The sequence below is a fragment of the Pasteurella sp. XG20 genome (assembly GCF_018968665.1).
GTDB lineage: Bacteria > Pseudomonadota > Gammaproteobacteria > Enterobacterales > Pasteurellaceae > Pasteurella > Pasteurella multocida.
Genome location: NZ_CP076656.1, coordinates 910,771 through 924,522 on the forward strand (window position 1 = coordinate 910,771; position 13,752 = coordinate 924,522).

The 13,752-nt window shown below is 36.8% G+C and carries 24 protein-coding genes; 1 reads left to right on the forward strand and 23 read right to left on the reverse strand.

Annotated features, from left to right (window positions below; translation table 11 throughout):
* Positions 1 to 62: 62 nt before the first annotated feature.
* Entirely contained in the window at positions 63 to 677 is a 615-nt protein-coding gene (locus KPF51_RS04055; protein WP_005726503.1) for a DedA family protein, read from the reverse strand.
* A gap of 217 nt (positions 678 to 894) precedes the next feature.
* Here KPF51_RS04055 and rplY point away from each other — a divergent pair, with 217 nt between their 5' ends.
* Positions 895 to 1,179 carry a 50S ribosomal protein L25 gene (gene rplY, locus KPF51_RS04060; protein ID WP_005716009.1) on the forward strand — a complete coding sequence of 95 codons (285 nt, stop codon included), beginning with the start codon at positions 895 to 897 and terminating at the stop codon, positions 1,177 to 1,179.
* A 150-nt stretch (positions 1,180 to 1,329) separates the two neighbouring features.
* On the opposite strand, the gene KPF51_RS04065 is transcribed toward rplY, so the two are convergent.
* From KPF51_RS04065 to KPF51_RS04170, 22 genes are all read right to left on the reverse strand, one after another.
* Positions 1,330 to 2,361 (reverse strand): tyrosine-type recombinase/integrase, encoded by a 1,032-nt coding sequence (locus KPF51_RS04065; RefSeq protein ID WP_064702826.1) that lies wholly within the window; start codon positions 2,359 to 2,361, stop codon positions 1,330 to 1,332.
* A 1-nt stretch (position 2,362) separates the two neighbouring features.
* The gene (locus KPF51_RS04070) at positions 2,363 to 2,614 is read right to left on the reverse strand and encodes a DUF4224 domain-containing protein (RefSeq protein WP_052719234.1); all 252 of its coding nucleotides are present in this window, start codon (positions 2,612 to 2,614) and stop codon (positions 2,363 to 2,365) included.
* 134 nt (positions 2,615 to 2,748) lie between these two features.
* Positions 2,749 to 3,219 carry a hypothetical protein gene (locus KPF51_RS10815; protein WP_064702825.1) on the reverse strand — a complete coding sequence of 157 codons (471 nt, stop codon included), beginning with the start codon at positions 3,217 to 3,219 and terminating at the stop codon, positions 2,749 to 2,751.
* Between the two features lie 6 nt (positions 3,220 to 3,225).
* On the reverse strand, positions 3,226 to 3,492 hold the full coding sequence (locus KPF51_RS04080; RefSeq protein WP_064702824.1) for a hypothetical protein: 267 nt from the start codon (positions 3,490 to 3,492) through the stop codon (positions 3,226 to 3,228).
* Between the two features lie 46 nt (positions 3,493 to 3,538).
* Positions 3,539 to 3,844, reverse strand: a complete 306-nt coding sequence (locus tag KPF51_RS04085; protein ID WP_064702823.1) for a hypothetical protein — start codon at positions 3,842 to 3,844, stop codon at positions 3,539 to 3,541.
* Positions 3,845 to 3,855: 11 nt separating this feature from the next.
* Complete coding sequence (locus KPF51_RS04090) at positions 3,856 to 4,089, reverse strand: DUF551 domain-containing protein (protein WP_064702822.1); 234 nt, start codon at positions 4,087 to 4,089, stop codon at positions 3,856 to 3,858.
* Between the two features lie 8 nt (positions 4,090 to 4,097).
* On the reverse strand, positions 4,098 to 4,574 hold the full coding sequence (locus KPF51_RS04095; protein WP_064702821.1) for a hypothetical protein: 477 nt from the start codon (positions 4,572 to 4,574) through the stop codon (positions 4,098 to 4,100).
* A 143-nt stretch (positions 4,575 to 4,717) separates the two neighbouring features.
* A complete protein-coding gene (rdgC, locus tag KPF51_RS04100; protein ID WP_064702820.1) occupies positions 4,718 to 5,626 on the reverse strand; it encodes a recombination-associated protein RdgC in 909 nt (302 codons plus the stop codon).
* Between the two features lie 30 nt (positions 5,627 to 5,656).
* Entirely contained in the window at positions 5,657 to 5,866 is a 210-nt protein-coding gene (locus KPF51_RS04105; RefSeq protein ID WP_064702819.1) for a hypothetical protein, read from the reverse strand.
* 75 nt (positions 5,867 to 5,941) lie between these two features.
* Positions 5,942 to 6,280, reverse strand: a complete 339-nt coding sequence (locus tag KPF51_RS04110; protein ID WP_064702818.1) for a hypothetical protein — start codon at positions 6,278 to 6,280, stop codon at positions 5,942 to 5,944.
* On the reverse strand, positions 6,267 to 6,941 hold the full coding sequence (locus KPF51_RS04115) for a hypothetical protein (RefSeq protein ID WP_064702817.1): 675 nt from the start codon (positions 6,939 to 6,941) through the stop codon (positions 6,267 to 6,269). The genes KPF51_RS04110 and KPF51_RS04115 overlap by 14 nt, the downstream gene beginning before the upstream one ends.
* A 30-nt stretch (positions 6,942 to 6,971) precedes the next feature.
* Entirely contained in the window at positions 6,972 to 7,235 is a 264-nt protein-coding gene (locus tag KPF51_RS04120; RefSeq protein ID WP_064702816.1) for a hypothetical protein, read from the reverse strand.
* 49 nt (positions 7,236 to 7,284) lie between these two features.
* A complete protein-coding gene (locus tag KPF51_RS04125; protein WP_064702815.1) occupies positions 7,285 to 8,190 on the reverse strand; it encodes an SPFH domain-containing protein in 906 nt (301 codons plus the stop codon).
* Positions 8,191 to 8,440: 250 nt separating this feature from the next.
* On the reverse strand, positions 8,441 to 8,638 hold the full coding sequence (locus KPF51_RS04130) for a hypothetical protein (protein WP_064702814.1): 198 nt from the start codon (positions 8,636 to 8,638) through the stop codon (positions 8,441 to 8,443).
* A gap of 10 nt (positions 8,639 to 8,648) precedes the next feature.
* Positions 8,649 to 9,101, reverse strand: coding sequence for a single-stranded DNA-binding protein (gene ssb, locus KPF51_RS04135; RefSeq protein WP_064702813.1), 453 nt, complete (start codon positions 9,099 to 9,101; stop codon positions 8,649 to 8,651).
* Positions 9,102 to 9,111: 10 nt separating this feature from the next.
* A complete protein-coding gene (locus KPF51_RS04140) occupies positions 9,112 to 9,813 on the reverse strand; it encodes an ERF family protein (protein ID WP_064702812.1) in 702 nt (233 codons plus the stop codon).
* Between the two features lie 42 nt (positions 9,814 to 9,855).
* The gene (locus KPF51_RS04145) at positions 9,856 to 10,500 is read right to left on the reverse strand and encodes a ribonuclease H-like domain-containing protein (protein WP_064702811.1); all 645 of its coding nucleotides are present in this window, start codon (positions 10,498 to 10,500) and stop codon (positions 9,856 to 9,858) included.
* 172 nt (positions 10,501 to 10,672) lie between these two features.
* Positions 10,673 to 10,885 (reverse strand): hypothetical protein, encoded by a 213-nt coding sequence (locus tag KPF51_RS04150; protein WP_064702810.1) that lies wholly within the window; start codon positions 10,883 to 10,885, stop codon positions 10,673 to 10,675.
* Positions 10,886 to 11,061: 176 nt separating this feature from the next.
* Positions 11,062 to 11,343 (reverse strand): hypothetical protein, encoded by a 282-nt coding sequence (locus tag KPF51_RS04155; RefSeq protein ID WP_064702809.1) that lies wholly within the window; start codon positions 11,341 to 11,343, stop codon positions 11,062 to 11,064.
* Between the two features lie 44 nt (positions 11,344 to 11,387).
* Entirely contained in the window at positions 11,388 to 12,029 is a 642-nt protein-coding gene (locus KPF51_RS04160) for a DUF3560 domain-containing protein (protein ID WP_064702808.1), read from the reverse strand.
* 147 nt (positions 12,030 to 12,176) lie between these two features.
* The gene (locus tag KPF51_RS04165; protein WP_064702807.1) at positions 12,177 to 12,404 is read right to left on the reverse strand and encodes a hypothetical protein; all 228 of its coding nucleotides are present in this window, start codon (positions 12,402 to 12,404) and stop codon (positions 12,177 to 12,179) included.
* 443 nt (positions 12,405 to 12,847) lie between these two features.
* Positions 12,848 to 13,750, reverse strand: coding sequence for a hypothetical protein (locus KPF51_RS04170; RefSeq protein ID WP_061406091.1), 903 nt, complete (start codon positions 13,748 to 13,750; stop codon positions 12,848 to 12,850).
* Positions 13,751 to 13,752: the final 2 nt, after the last annotated feature.

Below are 13,752 nucleotides of genomic sequence, written 5' to 3' on the forward strand. Positions count from 1 at the left end.
CATTCAAGGCAAAAAAAGCGTTTTATCTTTCACAAAACGCTTTTTTTGATCGGAAAATGAACTTATTCCATATTCATTTTGGCTTTTTTATTCTTTTTCCATTTCCATAATAGGAAAATCGCCAAGGCAAAAATTAAAATATAAATCACAAGTTGACCTTTGTGGATTTGTTCATGTAACCAATCTAAATTTTGTGCACCGAAAAAGCCCAAATAAACCCAAATGGGAACAGAAATAATGGCGGCAAAGAAATCAATCAGTAAAAAGCGCGTATAACTGACACGGCGAGTAATTCCCGATACCATATAAATCACCGCTCTAAGACCGGGTAAGAAACGTGCTGTAAACAATACACGGTTACCATATTTTTCAAACTTCTCTCTGACGAGCCTTAAACGTTTGACGGTGATTAATTTACGCATGAAACGAAAGCGTAAAATTTTGGCGCCATAAAAACGTCCTAGCCAATACATACAGGAGTCACCCGCCAATACGCCAAACATACTCACCCCTAGCATGACATGGACATTGACATCGTTTGGGTATAAACCCGCAATCACGCCACCAGACACTAAAGTAATATCTTCTGGAATCGGCAAACCGAATCCACAAAGAATCAGTACAAATAAGACGGCAAAATAACCATAATCAGAGAAAAATGAAATTAGGATATCCATTACAAGCACTCAATTTACAATAAAAAACGGTCTGCTATTCTAGCGCGTTTTTTGCATAAAGTCGCAAAAAAAGTCAGTAGTATTTTCTGTTTGATTTGTTGGGGCAAATCAAATATAATCTAGCGCCTCAAAGTAGCTTGCTTTGAGCTGATTTATGGAAAATCGCTGGGTCGCCTGCGATTTTTGTCTTTTACTATTAACTATGAGATAGCGAAAAATGTTTAAATTTAATGCTGAAGTTCGTCAATCGCAAGGTAAGGGTGCGAGCCGCCGCCTGCGTCATAATGGTCAAATTCCTGCAATCGTTTACGGTGGTAGCGAAGCGCCTGTTTCAATCGTCTTAAACCACGATGATTTAAATAACGCACAAGTTCATGATGCATTCTACACTGATGTTATTACATTAGTGATTGAAGGGAAAGAAGTTGCAGTGAAAGCACAAGCGATGCAACGTCACCCATTCAAACCAAAATTAGTTCATATCGATTTCAAAAGAGTGTAATCTAGGCTTTAAAAGCCTTTAACCTATTTTTATTTCCGAAAATACATTGGATTTTTCACTAAAAATAGTGAACAAAATCAATTTTCTATAAAATGGTTTCGGAAATAATTTGTGACATAAATGCTCATCTTTTAGTTAAGGTGAGCATTTTTATTTTATGGGTTTTATAGGCTTGTCTTTTCTGATATATATTTGTGTTGTTTTTGACGAAGAGTGACCAAGTTGTTTTCTTGCTAACTCATCATCAACTTTTAATGAAATATCTGTAGCTGTTTTAGCTCTTAAATCTCTCATTTGAACAACGGCAATCTCATCAGCTAATTCAGGATATTTTTCCATTGCAGCTTTACGTGTTTCTTTGAAGTAGTCTGTAAGCGATCTCCTTTCTAATTTACGACCCCATTTATTTACAAATAACCATTGTTTTTCTTCGGTAATTCTTCGCTTAATAATCTCACTTAACCTCCCTATAACTTCAAATCTGATTTTTTTCCCTGTTTTTTGTTGTGTGATGTGTAATAACCCATCATAAATATGAGTGCTATGGATCTTCACAACATCAATGGGGCGCTGTCCTAGTAAATATGCAACATCAATAATATCCTTCATATCATCAGAAGCACACTCATATATTTTATCGAGAATGTAATCTTCAACATAAATATCTCTATATTGAACTTTATACTTTTTAACTCCCGTAGATGGACTGATTAAATTTGTATACCCCCATTCTCTAGCTGTATTCCAGATATGATTAAACAACCCGATTTCGATATTTGCTGTCGGTTTTACATCCTTTCTCCATTCAAGATATTCTCTTATATGGATTGGCTCTATATCTTCAAGTGGAATAGGAGGGTCGCCAAAAAATTGGTTTAACTTGCGTATTGCTTGAATATTTGAATTGCGAGTATTTTTAGCCTTTTTGGTTGGCACAATCTCGTTTTCATAGCGTGAAAGTACCTCAATAAATAAAATCTTAGCACTTACCTGATTGCTCTGTATGTTTAGTCTTGCAGCTTCTAATACAGCAAGTTTTTTATCCTTGCCAAGAGGTTTTTCTTTTTTGTTTGCCATTGTGTAATAGTAATACATTACTTTTGTTCCATTGGCTTTCTTTCTCACTCTACAAACTAGCCCTTGAGGTAATCCTTGATATTCTTTTTTTCTAGGTCGTCCCATATCAACCTCCTTGATTTAATACATTAGATCTCCATACTACTCTTGCTTTTTGTTCGCTAGCAACACTCGATTTGCGTGCTTTCTTGTTTGAATAGTCACGTCTAACAATAGGGTGCTTGGTGTTTCCATTAGGTGGAATAAATGCTATCCCAAGTTGATTGAGTCTTTGTATTTGTCTTTTAGGTTGCGAATAACCTGTAATATGCGAAATTTCTAAAGGGCTAAGGAACTCATCATAAATATTAATTTCCATAAATCCTCCTATAAATAAAAAAGCCGTGCTAGACGGCTTAATAAAGCATTTCGTTATTACGTTCTTTTAGCGGCACTCTTACTTCAAATTGGATTGCTGCACAAACAATTAATTCTGGACGATCTCCCATTTTCCTATCTCCGAGCATTTTTCATGGCATCAAGCCAAGCTTGAGCGTCTTCTTTAGATGCGAAGTAAACACCTAAATAAAGATTACGATGATTTAGCTTCATCCAATGCATATGATTGTTTCGAGTATATTCTGATTTACCGATAGGATTTTCACTATTAATATCATCAATAAACCACATGCCTTCTTGAGGTTCTTGAATTGGACATGGCAAAGTAAGTGTTACTGTTGGACGTGGTTCTTCGTACATTCCGATTATGTCGTAGATGTGTGAGCTAAAACATGGATTGTATTTACCATCTTTTGTCCATGTTGCGCAGCTGTGAAATTTTGAGTCTTCAACCAAATAGCCAATTAATTCACCTTCTTTTTTTACATGCTCAGTCGGTATAGATTTTGCAATAAATGCTTTGCTCCCATTTCTAAGCACAACTGGCTCACCGGCTAGGGCTTTTTCTAAGTCAAATGGTTTCATAATCAACTAATCCTCAACTTTCTCATAAGTCTTTTCAAAAATATCTGGTTTACATGGATAAAATTCACCATTAACCCCTTGGATAATCCAGTCGTTTTCTCGAGCTGTCATCACACCCTCCAATGTTTGAATTTTACCTGCTAATTCATTAGGTATATGAGAATATCCTAAAGTCACATTAGGATGGTTAAACGGTTTTGGAACACCGTTTTCAAAATTACTTCTAGTGAACTGCCAAGCCTTAATTTCTACTGGTTTTTTTCTGTATTTCATTTTCTAATCCTTTCTTTATGGGAATAAAAAACCGCATTTCTGCGGTTTATATTTTTAATTCAACTCTTTTGGAAATAGTTCTATTACCAAATTCTCCGTCCTTATTTCTCATTACGCCCCGACACATAAATACAATATGTTGTTCTGTGATATAGCTAATAAAAACGGAAGAGATTTTAATATCAGATTTTTTAAAATCATCGGCTTTCACAACGTCACCGATTTTAATCGGACATAATTCCTCTGCGTATTTTGTTTTTAGTTTCTCAAGCTCTTTCTGAGCTTCAGTGAGTTCTTTCTGTTTTTTAATAAGCATTTTGGCTTTTACCAAAGCTATTCGTTGATCATTCATTGTAAATATCCTTAGTCTTTCGGTGGCTGTGGAAGTGGTCTCCAAAAATCACATTTAGTTGTTACCTCATCAATACCGTAATATCCGTAATTTGGTTCGACAAATGCCATCTCTCCGTCATATTTTTTGTATGTAGCGAAACTAATCCCGTAATTGCCACCAGTCCAAAACGCAACTAAGACATCTTGATATTCTTCTGGCAATCTATCTTTTACACTAATCCAGCCGTTATTTTCTTCTGCCATAACCCACCTCAATTGTAGCTAGTAAGTAATAGTGTTGGAAAACTTACGCAATCTTCTAATAATTGCTTAAGTGTTGTTTTCTCTTTAAGCCCCGTCTCTTCATTGAAGACGTTAAGCTCTTTGTCTAAATCAGTGACTACACCCCAAGCACCCTCGCGCTTATATTCTTCCATCTCTACTTCAGTGAACCATTTTTCTAGAACCAACTCTTCAAGTGAACGTGCAGCATATATTTCAGTTTCTTCACCTACCCAAAACACTGTTTGAAGCTCTCGCATATCATTGATTGCACCATCAATGCATTCTGTTACTCTACCGTAGCGCAAAGTATCAATTATTCCGTGTGTATCAACTGAAAATTCAACTCCTTCTTCTTCCCAGTCTTTTGTCATCGACGGTCGATAACGCTCAAGAAAATTCATTCTTTTTGTATTAGCTAATAACATTTCATATTCTTCTTTTGTGATTGTTACTGTTTCTGTCATAGTTCCACCTATTATCTATTGCAAATAGCGACTAAAAGGACTAAACCGATAATAGTCAGAAGAATACCATCCGCTATTATCTCCATTTCTATTGCACTCATTTTTAACTCCTGAACCAAAAATAAAAGCCACAATCAAGTGGCTTATTCTTTTTCTTTCTCTCCGCCAAATTCATTCAGTAGATTTTCTGTTAGCTCGGAAAGAACGCTTGTCATTAAGATAAAATCAGCGTCAAAACGCTGTGTATAATCTTCTTTCAAAATGTCGTCGTTTTTATCAAGCACGTTGTCCGCAAACTTCAAGCGTTTAAACGTGCCGTCTTCATTAAGTGTAAACTGTAAGTTCTCATCCCAGTCAAGACGTAATGATTGAACTTGTTTTCCAGCAATAAGCAGACCTTGAATATCTTCACAATGGAAGTCTTGATTTTTTAAAACAGCCTCACCATTACTATTAAAGTCTATTAATTTACTATCGCCTTGCAAATCTAGCCATTCAGGAGTTTTATCTGCTGTTACCCATGACGTCATAACAAAACACGGCTCTTTAACGAAAGATAACGGCATGACAGGCAACGATCCGAGCGTTTTACGCAACAATGCCAATACATCTTCTGACTGCTTGTAAGAACTTGCGTCGACATAAATCAAGCCTTTTTCTACATCAATGAAAAGCGCAGTCTGTTTATACTTGCTGAACGCTTGTTGGATAAGTGTTGCAATAACGTCATCTTTTAACGATAGCTTTTCCACTTTCTTTAACTTGCGCCCTTCTTTCTTCTCAAGCTCTGCAACGCGCTTGTTTAGTGCGTTATTGACAACGTGAGCTGGCAAGATTTTTTCTTCTTTCATTGCCACCAACAGAATTTTATTCTCTGCCGCGTGATAGAGTAACTCACTACAGTGGATTGGGTTAGTCCAACCGAAACGACTCATTTCAGATTTATCACAAGGAATATATTTAAATCCTTGTAACGCTTCTTGTAATTTTTCTGTTGACCAGTCTAACGTTTTAGTTAGACGATAAATAATTGCATTTTTAAACCAAAACATAGTTGATCCTCAATTTATCCATAATGTTCTCTAACTCAATTTAGGAATAGGCAACCAAGCCACAACCTTTTGCTCTAATCTTTTCTCTTTCATCGTTACATCGAAAGAAAATCCCGCTTCGATTGAATAAGTAGAGATAAAATAGTGTTTACCTTTACCGGGTAAATTAATTGCACATAAATACTCACCGTTTTCTAGCGGCACGGTGTTTTCAACTAATCGCCACTGCTTTCTAGCCATAATTTTTCCTTTTTTAGATGTAAAAAAACACGCTATTGCGTGCTGTTCAGTATTTAAGTATTACTTGATAACTGACTATCGATAACCAATAATCGGAATAGTGTTTACCACTGGCTGTGGTTGTTTATCTTGCGACATACACCAAGTTAGTAAATCTTCCCAAACCTTGTAATCATCACCAAATTCATCGCTATCTTTCTGGCATTTGTAAAAATCCAAGTGCTCAGAAATATCACGTTTAATGCAGTTTTTCTCACTGCTTTCTAAGATATTCCAATAATGCTTAACATCTTGAACGCCTTGTGTAACTAAGTAGCTATGGCGTGTCATACAATAGCGGATATGATTAATGAACATAGCCTTAAACTGACTATGTGGAATTTTAATAACTGCTTTATCTTTAATTTGAGGCATACTTTACCTCCGCATTAGGTTTAATTATTTCGGCAAGGAATGCTTGAGCTTCTTCCCCGGTTCGATAGACGAGGTTAAGGTTGACTAACATCGCATCTAGAATGTTTGGGTTTTTTACATTCCATGTAGTAGAGTGCGCTACTGTTTGCGTTGCGACAGATACATAGAAGTGTCTTTTCCCATCTTTCGGGTTTTTTACAGGGTAGAATTCCTTACCGTTCACCGTGATGGTGTGCTGTGGCTCCACCCATGGACCTACGAGGTCATAAGGCATTGCTTCACCCATAATACCCTCACCGCATTTCGTCCACGTGTCGTAGTCCTCATTGCCGTCAATGTATCCAAACAGTGGGTAACACATTTTAAAACTCTCACTTAGGTCGTGGTAAATAGTGGCTTTACGACCGTCACGTGTTACATACTCACCAACGGAAAAAACTTGTGGTTGTTGTGGCTGTTCATAGTCGACGACGTCGAAATCTGAGATACTGGAAGTATTACCCTCATTTGTTACCCGGTAGTCAGCTTCGCCGCTTAGCATAACCATTTTGAACGGATGACGAGTGTCACTGGAATCATGGGTGTGTACTTTGAGTCGAACACCGTTGCGTGCAACGAATACTGTGTCAGGGTTATTTTGATAGATTTTCAGGATGTTCATTTTATTACCTCAAAATTAATAAATTTCTTTTTAAATAGATTTGATATAACGCAGTAAGTTTTTTACACCGCGATATTTTTTACCTTTGTTGTTTCTATCCCACCATAAGCCAGTGGAAGGGTAGAAATCCAATATCATATTGTTTACCTCAATAATGAGGTGAACACCGCCATTTTTGGAAGTAAAATTAACCCCAGATTTGATTAGTAAATCAGTGTTGTATATGAGGTTATTTCTTCTTTTTTCTTTTTGGAACTTACTGTAATCCCTAAAAGCCTCTCCCATATCACCCATAATTTTCACCTACTAAAAAAGCCACCGTAGTGGTGGCGATATCAAATTATTATTTTTGTGGCAATTGAACAAATGGCATTACTGTACCTTGCGGAATGTAGGTTGGTAGTACGCCATTCCATTTTTCAGCAGTTTTAAGTGCAACTAAATCTTGGTTCTTGGCTAAAGCTTCAGCTAATGCCTTCGCGCTATCTGCCTCCGCTTGACCTTTTACCTTAATTGCATGCGCTTCGGCATCTGCTTGCAGTGTTCGTTGTTTTGCCTCCGCTTCTGCTTGAGTAATGCGGATTTTAGCTTCCGCCTCCGCTCTCACTTGTTGCGCTTTTGTTTCTTCAATTGCAATACGAGTTTCTCGTTCTTTGTTGCGAACGGCAACATCTTTATTTACACTGTCTTCAATCATACGCTCATATTCAGCAGAGAAGTTAAACACCGATTGTACGTCATTAATAGCGATGGGGTAGCCCTTGAACGTGTCGGCAATTTCTTTGCGAAGTGAGGTGGCAAATTCACCACGGCGTTCAACGGCTGTCATTGCGGTGTATTTGCTGAAGACGATTTCAAGCTGTTGGCGAACTCGTGGAGCCATTAAGGTATTGATCATGTTCTCGGTAGTTTTGTACTTTGTATAAACCTCTTCAGGGTTAGTGATTTGGTAAGTGACTGTAAGTGCTACCGTTGCGGTTTGGCGATCTGACGTATAAGCGGACAATCCTGAAATTACATCACCTGTCTTTTTATCGAACTCACCAAAGTCGTATTTGGCTTCACGGGTGGAGAAGTAAGTTACATCTTCAACAGGAGATTTCCAATTCAACCCTGATGTTTTAGTGTCAATAATCTCACCATATCGAGTAACAATAGCCGTTTCGCCCGCGTCCACAGAATAAACTGACATAAAACCTAAAATAGCTACGAAAAATAATACAGCTCCACTAACAACGCCTTTAATCATTATTATTCTCCTTTTTCTTAATTGTGTATTGTTTTAAAAATTGTTGTGCCACAACTGCGGACATTGCACCTAAAATAAAACCTAGAAAGAACATTATTTTTTCTCCTTAATTTGATTGTTTAAATATTTGTTCGCTTTTAATAAAACAAAGAAAGCGAACCCTAAAGTGATGATTTGCATTAAGTTGATTATGGTCACCATTGGAACTCCAGTTTTTTTAGTTAATAAAAAAAGCCACTCGTTAAAGTGGCTATTGTTCTGTGTCTGTTTGTGGTTCGTCTTGTGGAATGTCAGGTAGACGTTTCCATTCTTTTGGATTACCTTTAAAATCACAAATTCCATCAATAACCCATACAGAACCATCATCACATAATGCGGTCAAATTCCAGCAATCACCAAAAGCATGGCTTGCTGATGCTGATTCACAAATCTGAATAATTTTTCTCATTTTATTCATCCTAAAAAGGTATGCTATCATCTTCAAAACTATAAGCCTGTTGCGCTGGCTTTCCACTTTTCGCATTCGCATAAGCGTTGTTTTGTGGTGCCTGTGCTTGCGGTTGCGGTTGCGAATCTTGGCGACTGTCTAACATCTGCAATACGTCACCTTGGATTTCAGTTGTGTAGCGATCTTGCCCGTTTTGGTCTTGCCACTTACGAGTTTTTAAACGCCCTTCCACATACACTTTCGATCCTTTTTTGAGATACTGACCGCAAATTTCTGCTTGGCGACGGTAGAACACAATAGAGTGCCATTCTGTTTGTGTTTTGCGCTCGCCAGTGTTTTTATCAATCCAGCTTTCACTAGTTGCGACGCTGATTTTTGCCACTGCTTCGCCATTTGGCATTGTGCGGATATCAGGATCGTTTCCTAAATTTCCTAAAATAATTACAAGATTAACCCCAGCCATTATTTACTCCTTACATAAAACTCAATACTTTGTCGTTGTACATAATATTAAACTCATCCACTTTATCTGGATGTTTCTCTTCAACCCATTTGATGAACTGATCATAAAGACTGGTCAATTCTTCTTTTGACTTGCATTGGTTTAATCTCTCATTAACCATTTCATTAAAAGACTTTTTAGTTCGACCAGAACTCATATTCTGCTGGGTTGGTGGCTTTGAGTTGCTTTGCGATTTTTGCTTTGGGGTATCTTCAGCCTTCTTGAAATCTTGAGAATCTATTGCATCACATTCCACAATCTCTAAGGCAGCCATATATAAATAACGTCTTTGATATGTTTGTAATGCCCCTATTGATTGTATTAGATTGTTTGACGCTATAGGCGAACCATCTTTTGTTAAAGTAGGAACAGTCGGCATTGGCGAAGTAAATTCAATTCTCCCATCACTTTCTGAATCAAAAATAGTGAGCGTTGCCAATTTCTCTGTGAAACTAACTACACTACACATTTTTAATTCTTCAAAAATTTTGTTAACTTCTGGCAAAAAATCGCCTAATTCAAAATAGAGCATTGGTTCATCAGAAGTGAATGTTTTGCCATCTTTTCCTGTTTTATAAACTTTTACTTTTATAAAACTGTTCTTACCTGTTTTTTCCAAACCTTTATCTTGTAATTTAACTCTAGCTTGTGCTAACTTGTGATAAATGCTCATTTTATTCTCCAATAATAAGCTGCTAATCAAGCAGCTTATGGTTTAATCTTGAAATGTCATTCGTTTATATATTTTTCGCACGCGCTCAACATCTTTTGCACAATATTCTGCGACTTCATTAATCTTGCCTGCTTGCACAAAATCCCAAACTTTCGAGCCGTCAATATCGCCTTTTTGTTCAATACCAAGCACTTTGCATAACTTGTCTAGTGATACAGTGCCTTTATATCCAGCCCATTCTGTCATCGTGTCAAAAGTGTTTATTTTGGTTTGAGTGTAATAAGGCTTCACGCCATTAATCACTGAACGTTGGAAGATAAAGCGATAATCAAAATTCACAATGTTATGACCAATGAAAACAGGAGCTGTCATAGATTTGTTTGCATGTTCTCGTAAGTAGTCATTAAAACGTTGCAGGATATCAATTTCTCGGTCTTCTGCTTGCCAATCCTCGCGATAGAAAAGCACCGGTTCCTGATCGTCAATCGCAACACCAATAACTACAATTTCACCAAAAGCACCATCTAAAGATGTTTTATTTACCGCTTCGTCTTTATTTTCAGCCATCCATTTATCAATCGTTTCCTGATTTTTATAGTTGGCAGGTGGTTTTAAGTTCTCGCACACATATTCTTGGAAATCTTTGTTTTGTGTTGGGATGGTTTCAATATCAATATAAACTTTCATGATTCAACCTCTTAGAATGGAAATGTTGTGTTGTATTTTTGTAAGATTCGATAAATTGAGTTAGTGTCAATTTCACCGTTAAAGATCCACTTTTTAAGCTGTCTCAATTTTTTCTTTCTCTTCATTTCATAAATGCGATCTGTTTTCTGTCTATTCACTTGCTCGGTCATAATTAACCCCTGCCACCGTTGTGGTATCTGATATCTTGCTCAACGAACTGACCATTATCTAAATCATCAGGATCGTCTTCTGGTTCTTTTTTCTGCTCAAACTGTGCGTAATAGTCATCAGCACTATCGCACTGCCAAGCGGGCAAAAATCGTCTATTTTTCATTTTCTGAAATCCGTCAAATGTAAAATTGTCTTGCTGGCTTGCAAGAAGCATTTAGAAATTCTTCTCTGCTTTTCTGCCATTGTTTTATTGCTGTTTCGCATAAATCCTTGCTAGCAAAATTGCGTTGCCAGCATGTTTTGCTTTTTCCAAATTGCTCATAAACAACAAACCCCAGTCCTTTTGGATGGGGTTCGATAGAGTAGGAGAGCGTTTTATCACCTTTCTTTCTAACGCGTACCATTTAAAAACTCCTGTTGTTCCATTGCGTAAACTCTGAGATAAATTAGCTGTTCGCTTGCCAAGTTTGGGGGAATATCACCGTATTCCTGTGCCCATTCAGCTTTCGCTTCGCGTTCCATTTCAGCTAATTGTTCTTTGCTGATTTCAGCACTCAGATAGTGATTGTAATAATCCGTTTCTTGTTCGTTTGCTGATACTGGATGACAACTAACACCCAAAATAAGCGCAATTAAGAATGCGCCTGTAATATTCCATAGATTGAATTTCATTTTGTTTTCCTTAATAAAAAAGCCACTTATGTGGTGGCTATTATTTATCCCCATAATACCTGCGCTAGCTTGACTTTCTTTTCTAAGTCATTTACTGCTTTCCTAGCGTAAGTCAAAGAACATGGGTGTTCTCTTTTCTCTGGATTATCCTTTAAGTCCTGATGTTTGGCTTTCGCCTCTTCTAATTTGACTTGAAAGAACCCAAGGCTTTCCGGCATAGATAAATCAATCTTGTCAGCCATTCTTTGCCAGTATTCAATTCTGTCATCATAGCTTTCAGCTTTATTAGCTTCTTCCACCGCTTTATCCATTCGCTTATTATTTCGCTCAATTAAAGCTCTGTGGCGTTTTTCGCTGTGATGACCGACTTTAATCGGCTCGGCTAACCGTAAAAATTCGCGCCCTTCATTCGCCGCTTCGCAATATTGCTGACTAAGCTTTAATGCGTTATTCGCATAACCCTGATAACGCTCCGCTTTTTTAACTGCGTAAGTTTGGCTGTTTTCGCCATCTTTGCGAGTGAATGAGTAAAAGAACGTATTTCCAACTTGTTTAACCAAGTTATGAATAACAACTTCGGTTTCTTTTCCATATTTGCTAGTTATGGTTGCTACATCACCTTTGTTGTATTTTTCAGTACACTTGGCAACAAAAACTGTTGGTGCGAATTTTGCGTATGTGTTCATTTTTCACCTCAAAAAAAGCCCTCTTTCGAGAGGGCGGACTGGTAATTAACAACTGCTTTTGTAATATCAATAGAAAACACTCTTTGAGTGCGCTTTATTGATAGTTGCTTGGCTTTTTTTACCTTGCCCAAGCTACAAGGGGAGTGATTAAACCAACTCTCTACAACCCAATCTACGTTTCTGTACAGCTCTCACTGTATTAGCACTAGATTTGCCTTTATTGCAGTTGTAATTAGCAATATCGCTTAATTTCTTAGCTTTAACTGGAACATCAATCAAAGCCGCATTAACGCGATTAGACTGCTTTTTACTGCATAACTGCTTTTGTCTTTCTCTAAGACGTTTTGCTTGTTTTAGCATTTTTGATACTTTCATATCGTTTGCTCCTTTCTCTCTCATTTGAAAGCACACTTACTTGTTTGAATGCGCTTTTAAATAAGTCTTGATTTACTTCGCCAAGCGTGGAGGTCTTAATCAAGTAACCTTAATCCACTTAACCAAATTGTGTCGCAATCACAGATTACTTAATCAATAAGGCTATATTTGATTAACTTGTGATGTGTAGATTTTTAAAGAGCGTGAGATGTGTATCTCGTTTTGTTGTGGACAATTTAGCAAATACTAAATGTTTAGTAAAGAGGTTGTTTAGTAAAATTTAGTTAAAATTTGTATAATGTTTAGTAAAAAGTTGATTTCCAAAGAAAAATATTTTTGAAATTTTTTGATTAATTGCTGGATTTGTGAGCTATGTCACAGAAAAGAGGTGGGGAATGGGAGTTTTAGGTAAAGAAAAAGCCCGCTTGATGCGGACTTAATATTTAATTTTGTATTTTCGTGACTGGTTCTGGAATATATAGCCGACTACTTTTAGCAATACGCGTTTGTTGAGTGATTGCATCTTTGTAAATATTAGAACTAAGAAACTGCAATAGATCTTTAAATTGCTTTTTATGATTTGGCATTGCTATTTTATTTTTCGCTTCATTAACAGGAAGTTGATACTCTATGCTACCTGCTGCTTCAATCAAATCTTTTACGCTATAGTCTTCTAAAATTTGGCTTTTATTTATGATGGCAACCTTGGTTCTTACTACAGTGTCGTCAATTTGTGACAAATCAAATCCGCCACTTACTTCAAAATGGCTATCTCTTTCAATAAAAGCTGTAATTTCTTCTTGTGTTGCCTCCTTGAAATAGTGATCCATCTCAAAAATATGACGTAATACATTGAAAGATCTAAAGTAGATTGTATTGGTTGGGGAAAGTATCGAGATAAGTTTGTCGTCTAAAGCAATTCCGTCAGAGCTTGCAGCGACAAATTGATTATTAGGTGTAAACGGATTCGTCCAAAAAGTTCTAGATAAATCAACAATATTACGGCGGTTAAAATTTTGTATTAAGATTTCATTACTTTCAGTTAAGGCAATAACAGCCACAATATATTCCAACTCAGCATTTTTACCTAGATATAATTCGCGAATACCTTCAGGGTTATTTCTTACAAAACTAAAATCAAGACCTGTTTCAAATTGTTCGATATAAAAGCATTCTGTTCTAGTTAACGTTTCATCAGCATTAAATGAGACATGCTCATTATATTGTAAAAATTTTTGATGACTTTCCTCAAAAATTGTAGTCATCCGTTGCTTTGCTTCTTCATCGATATTAAATCTTAAGATACGCTCGGCGTTGTCTTGATTTAAAATTGCAAAAAATTCCATTA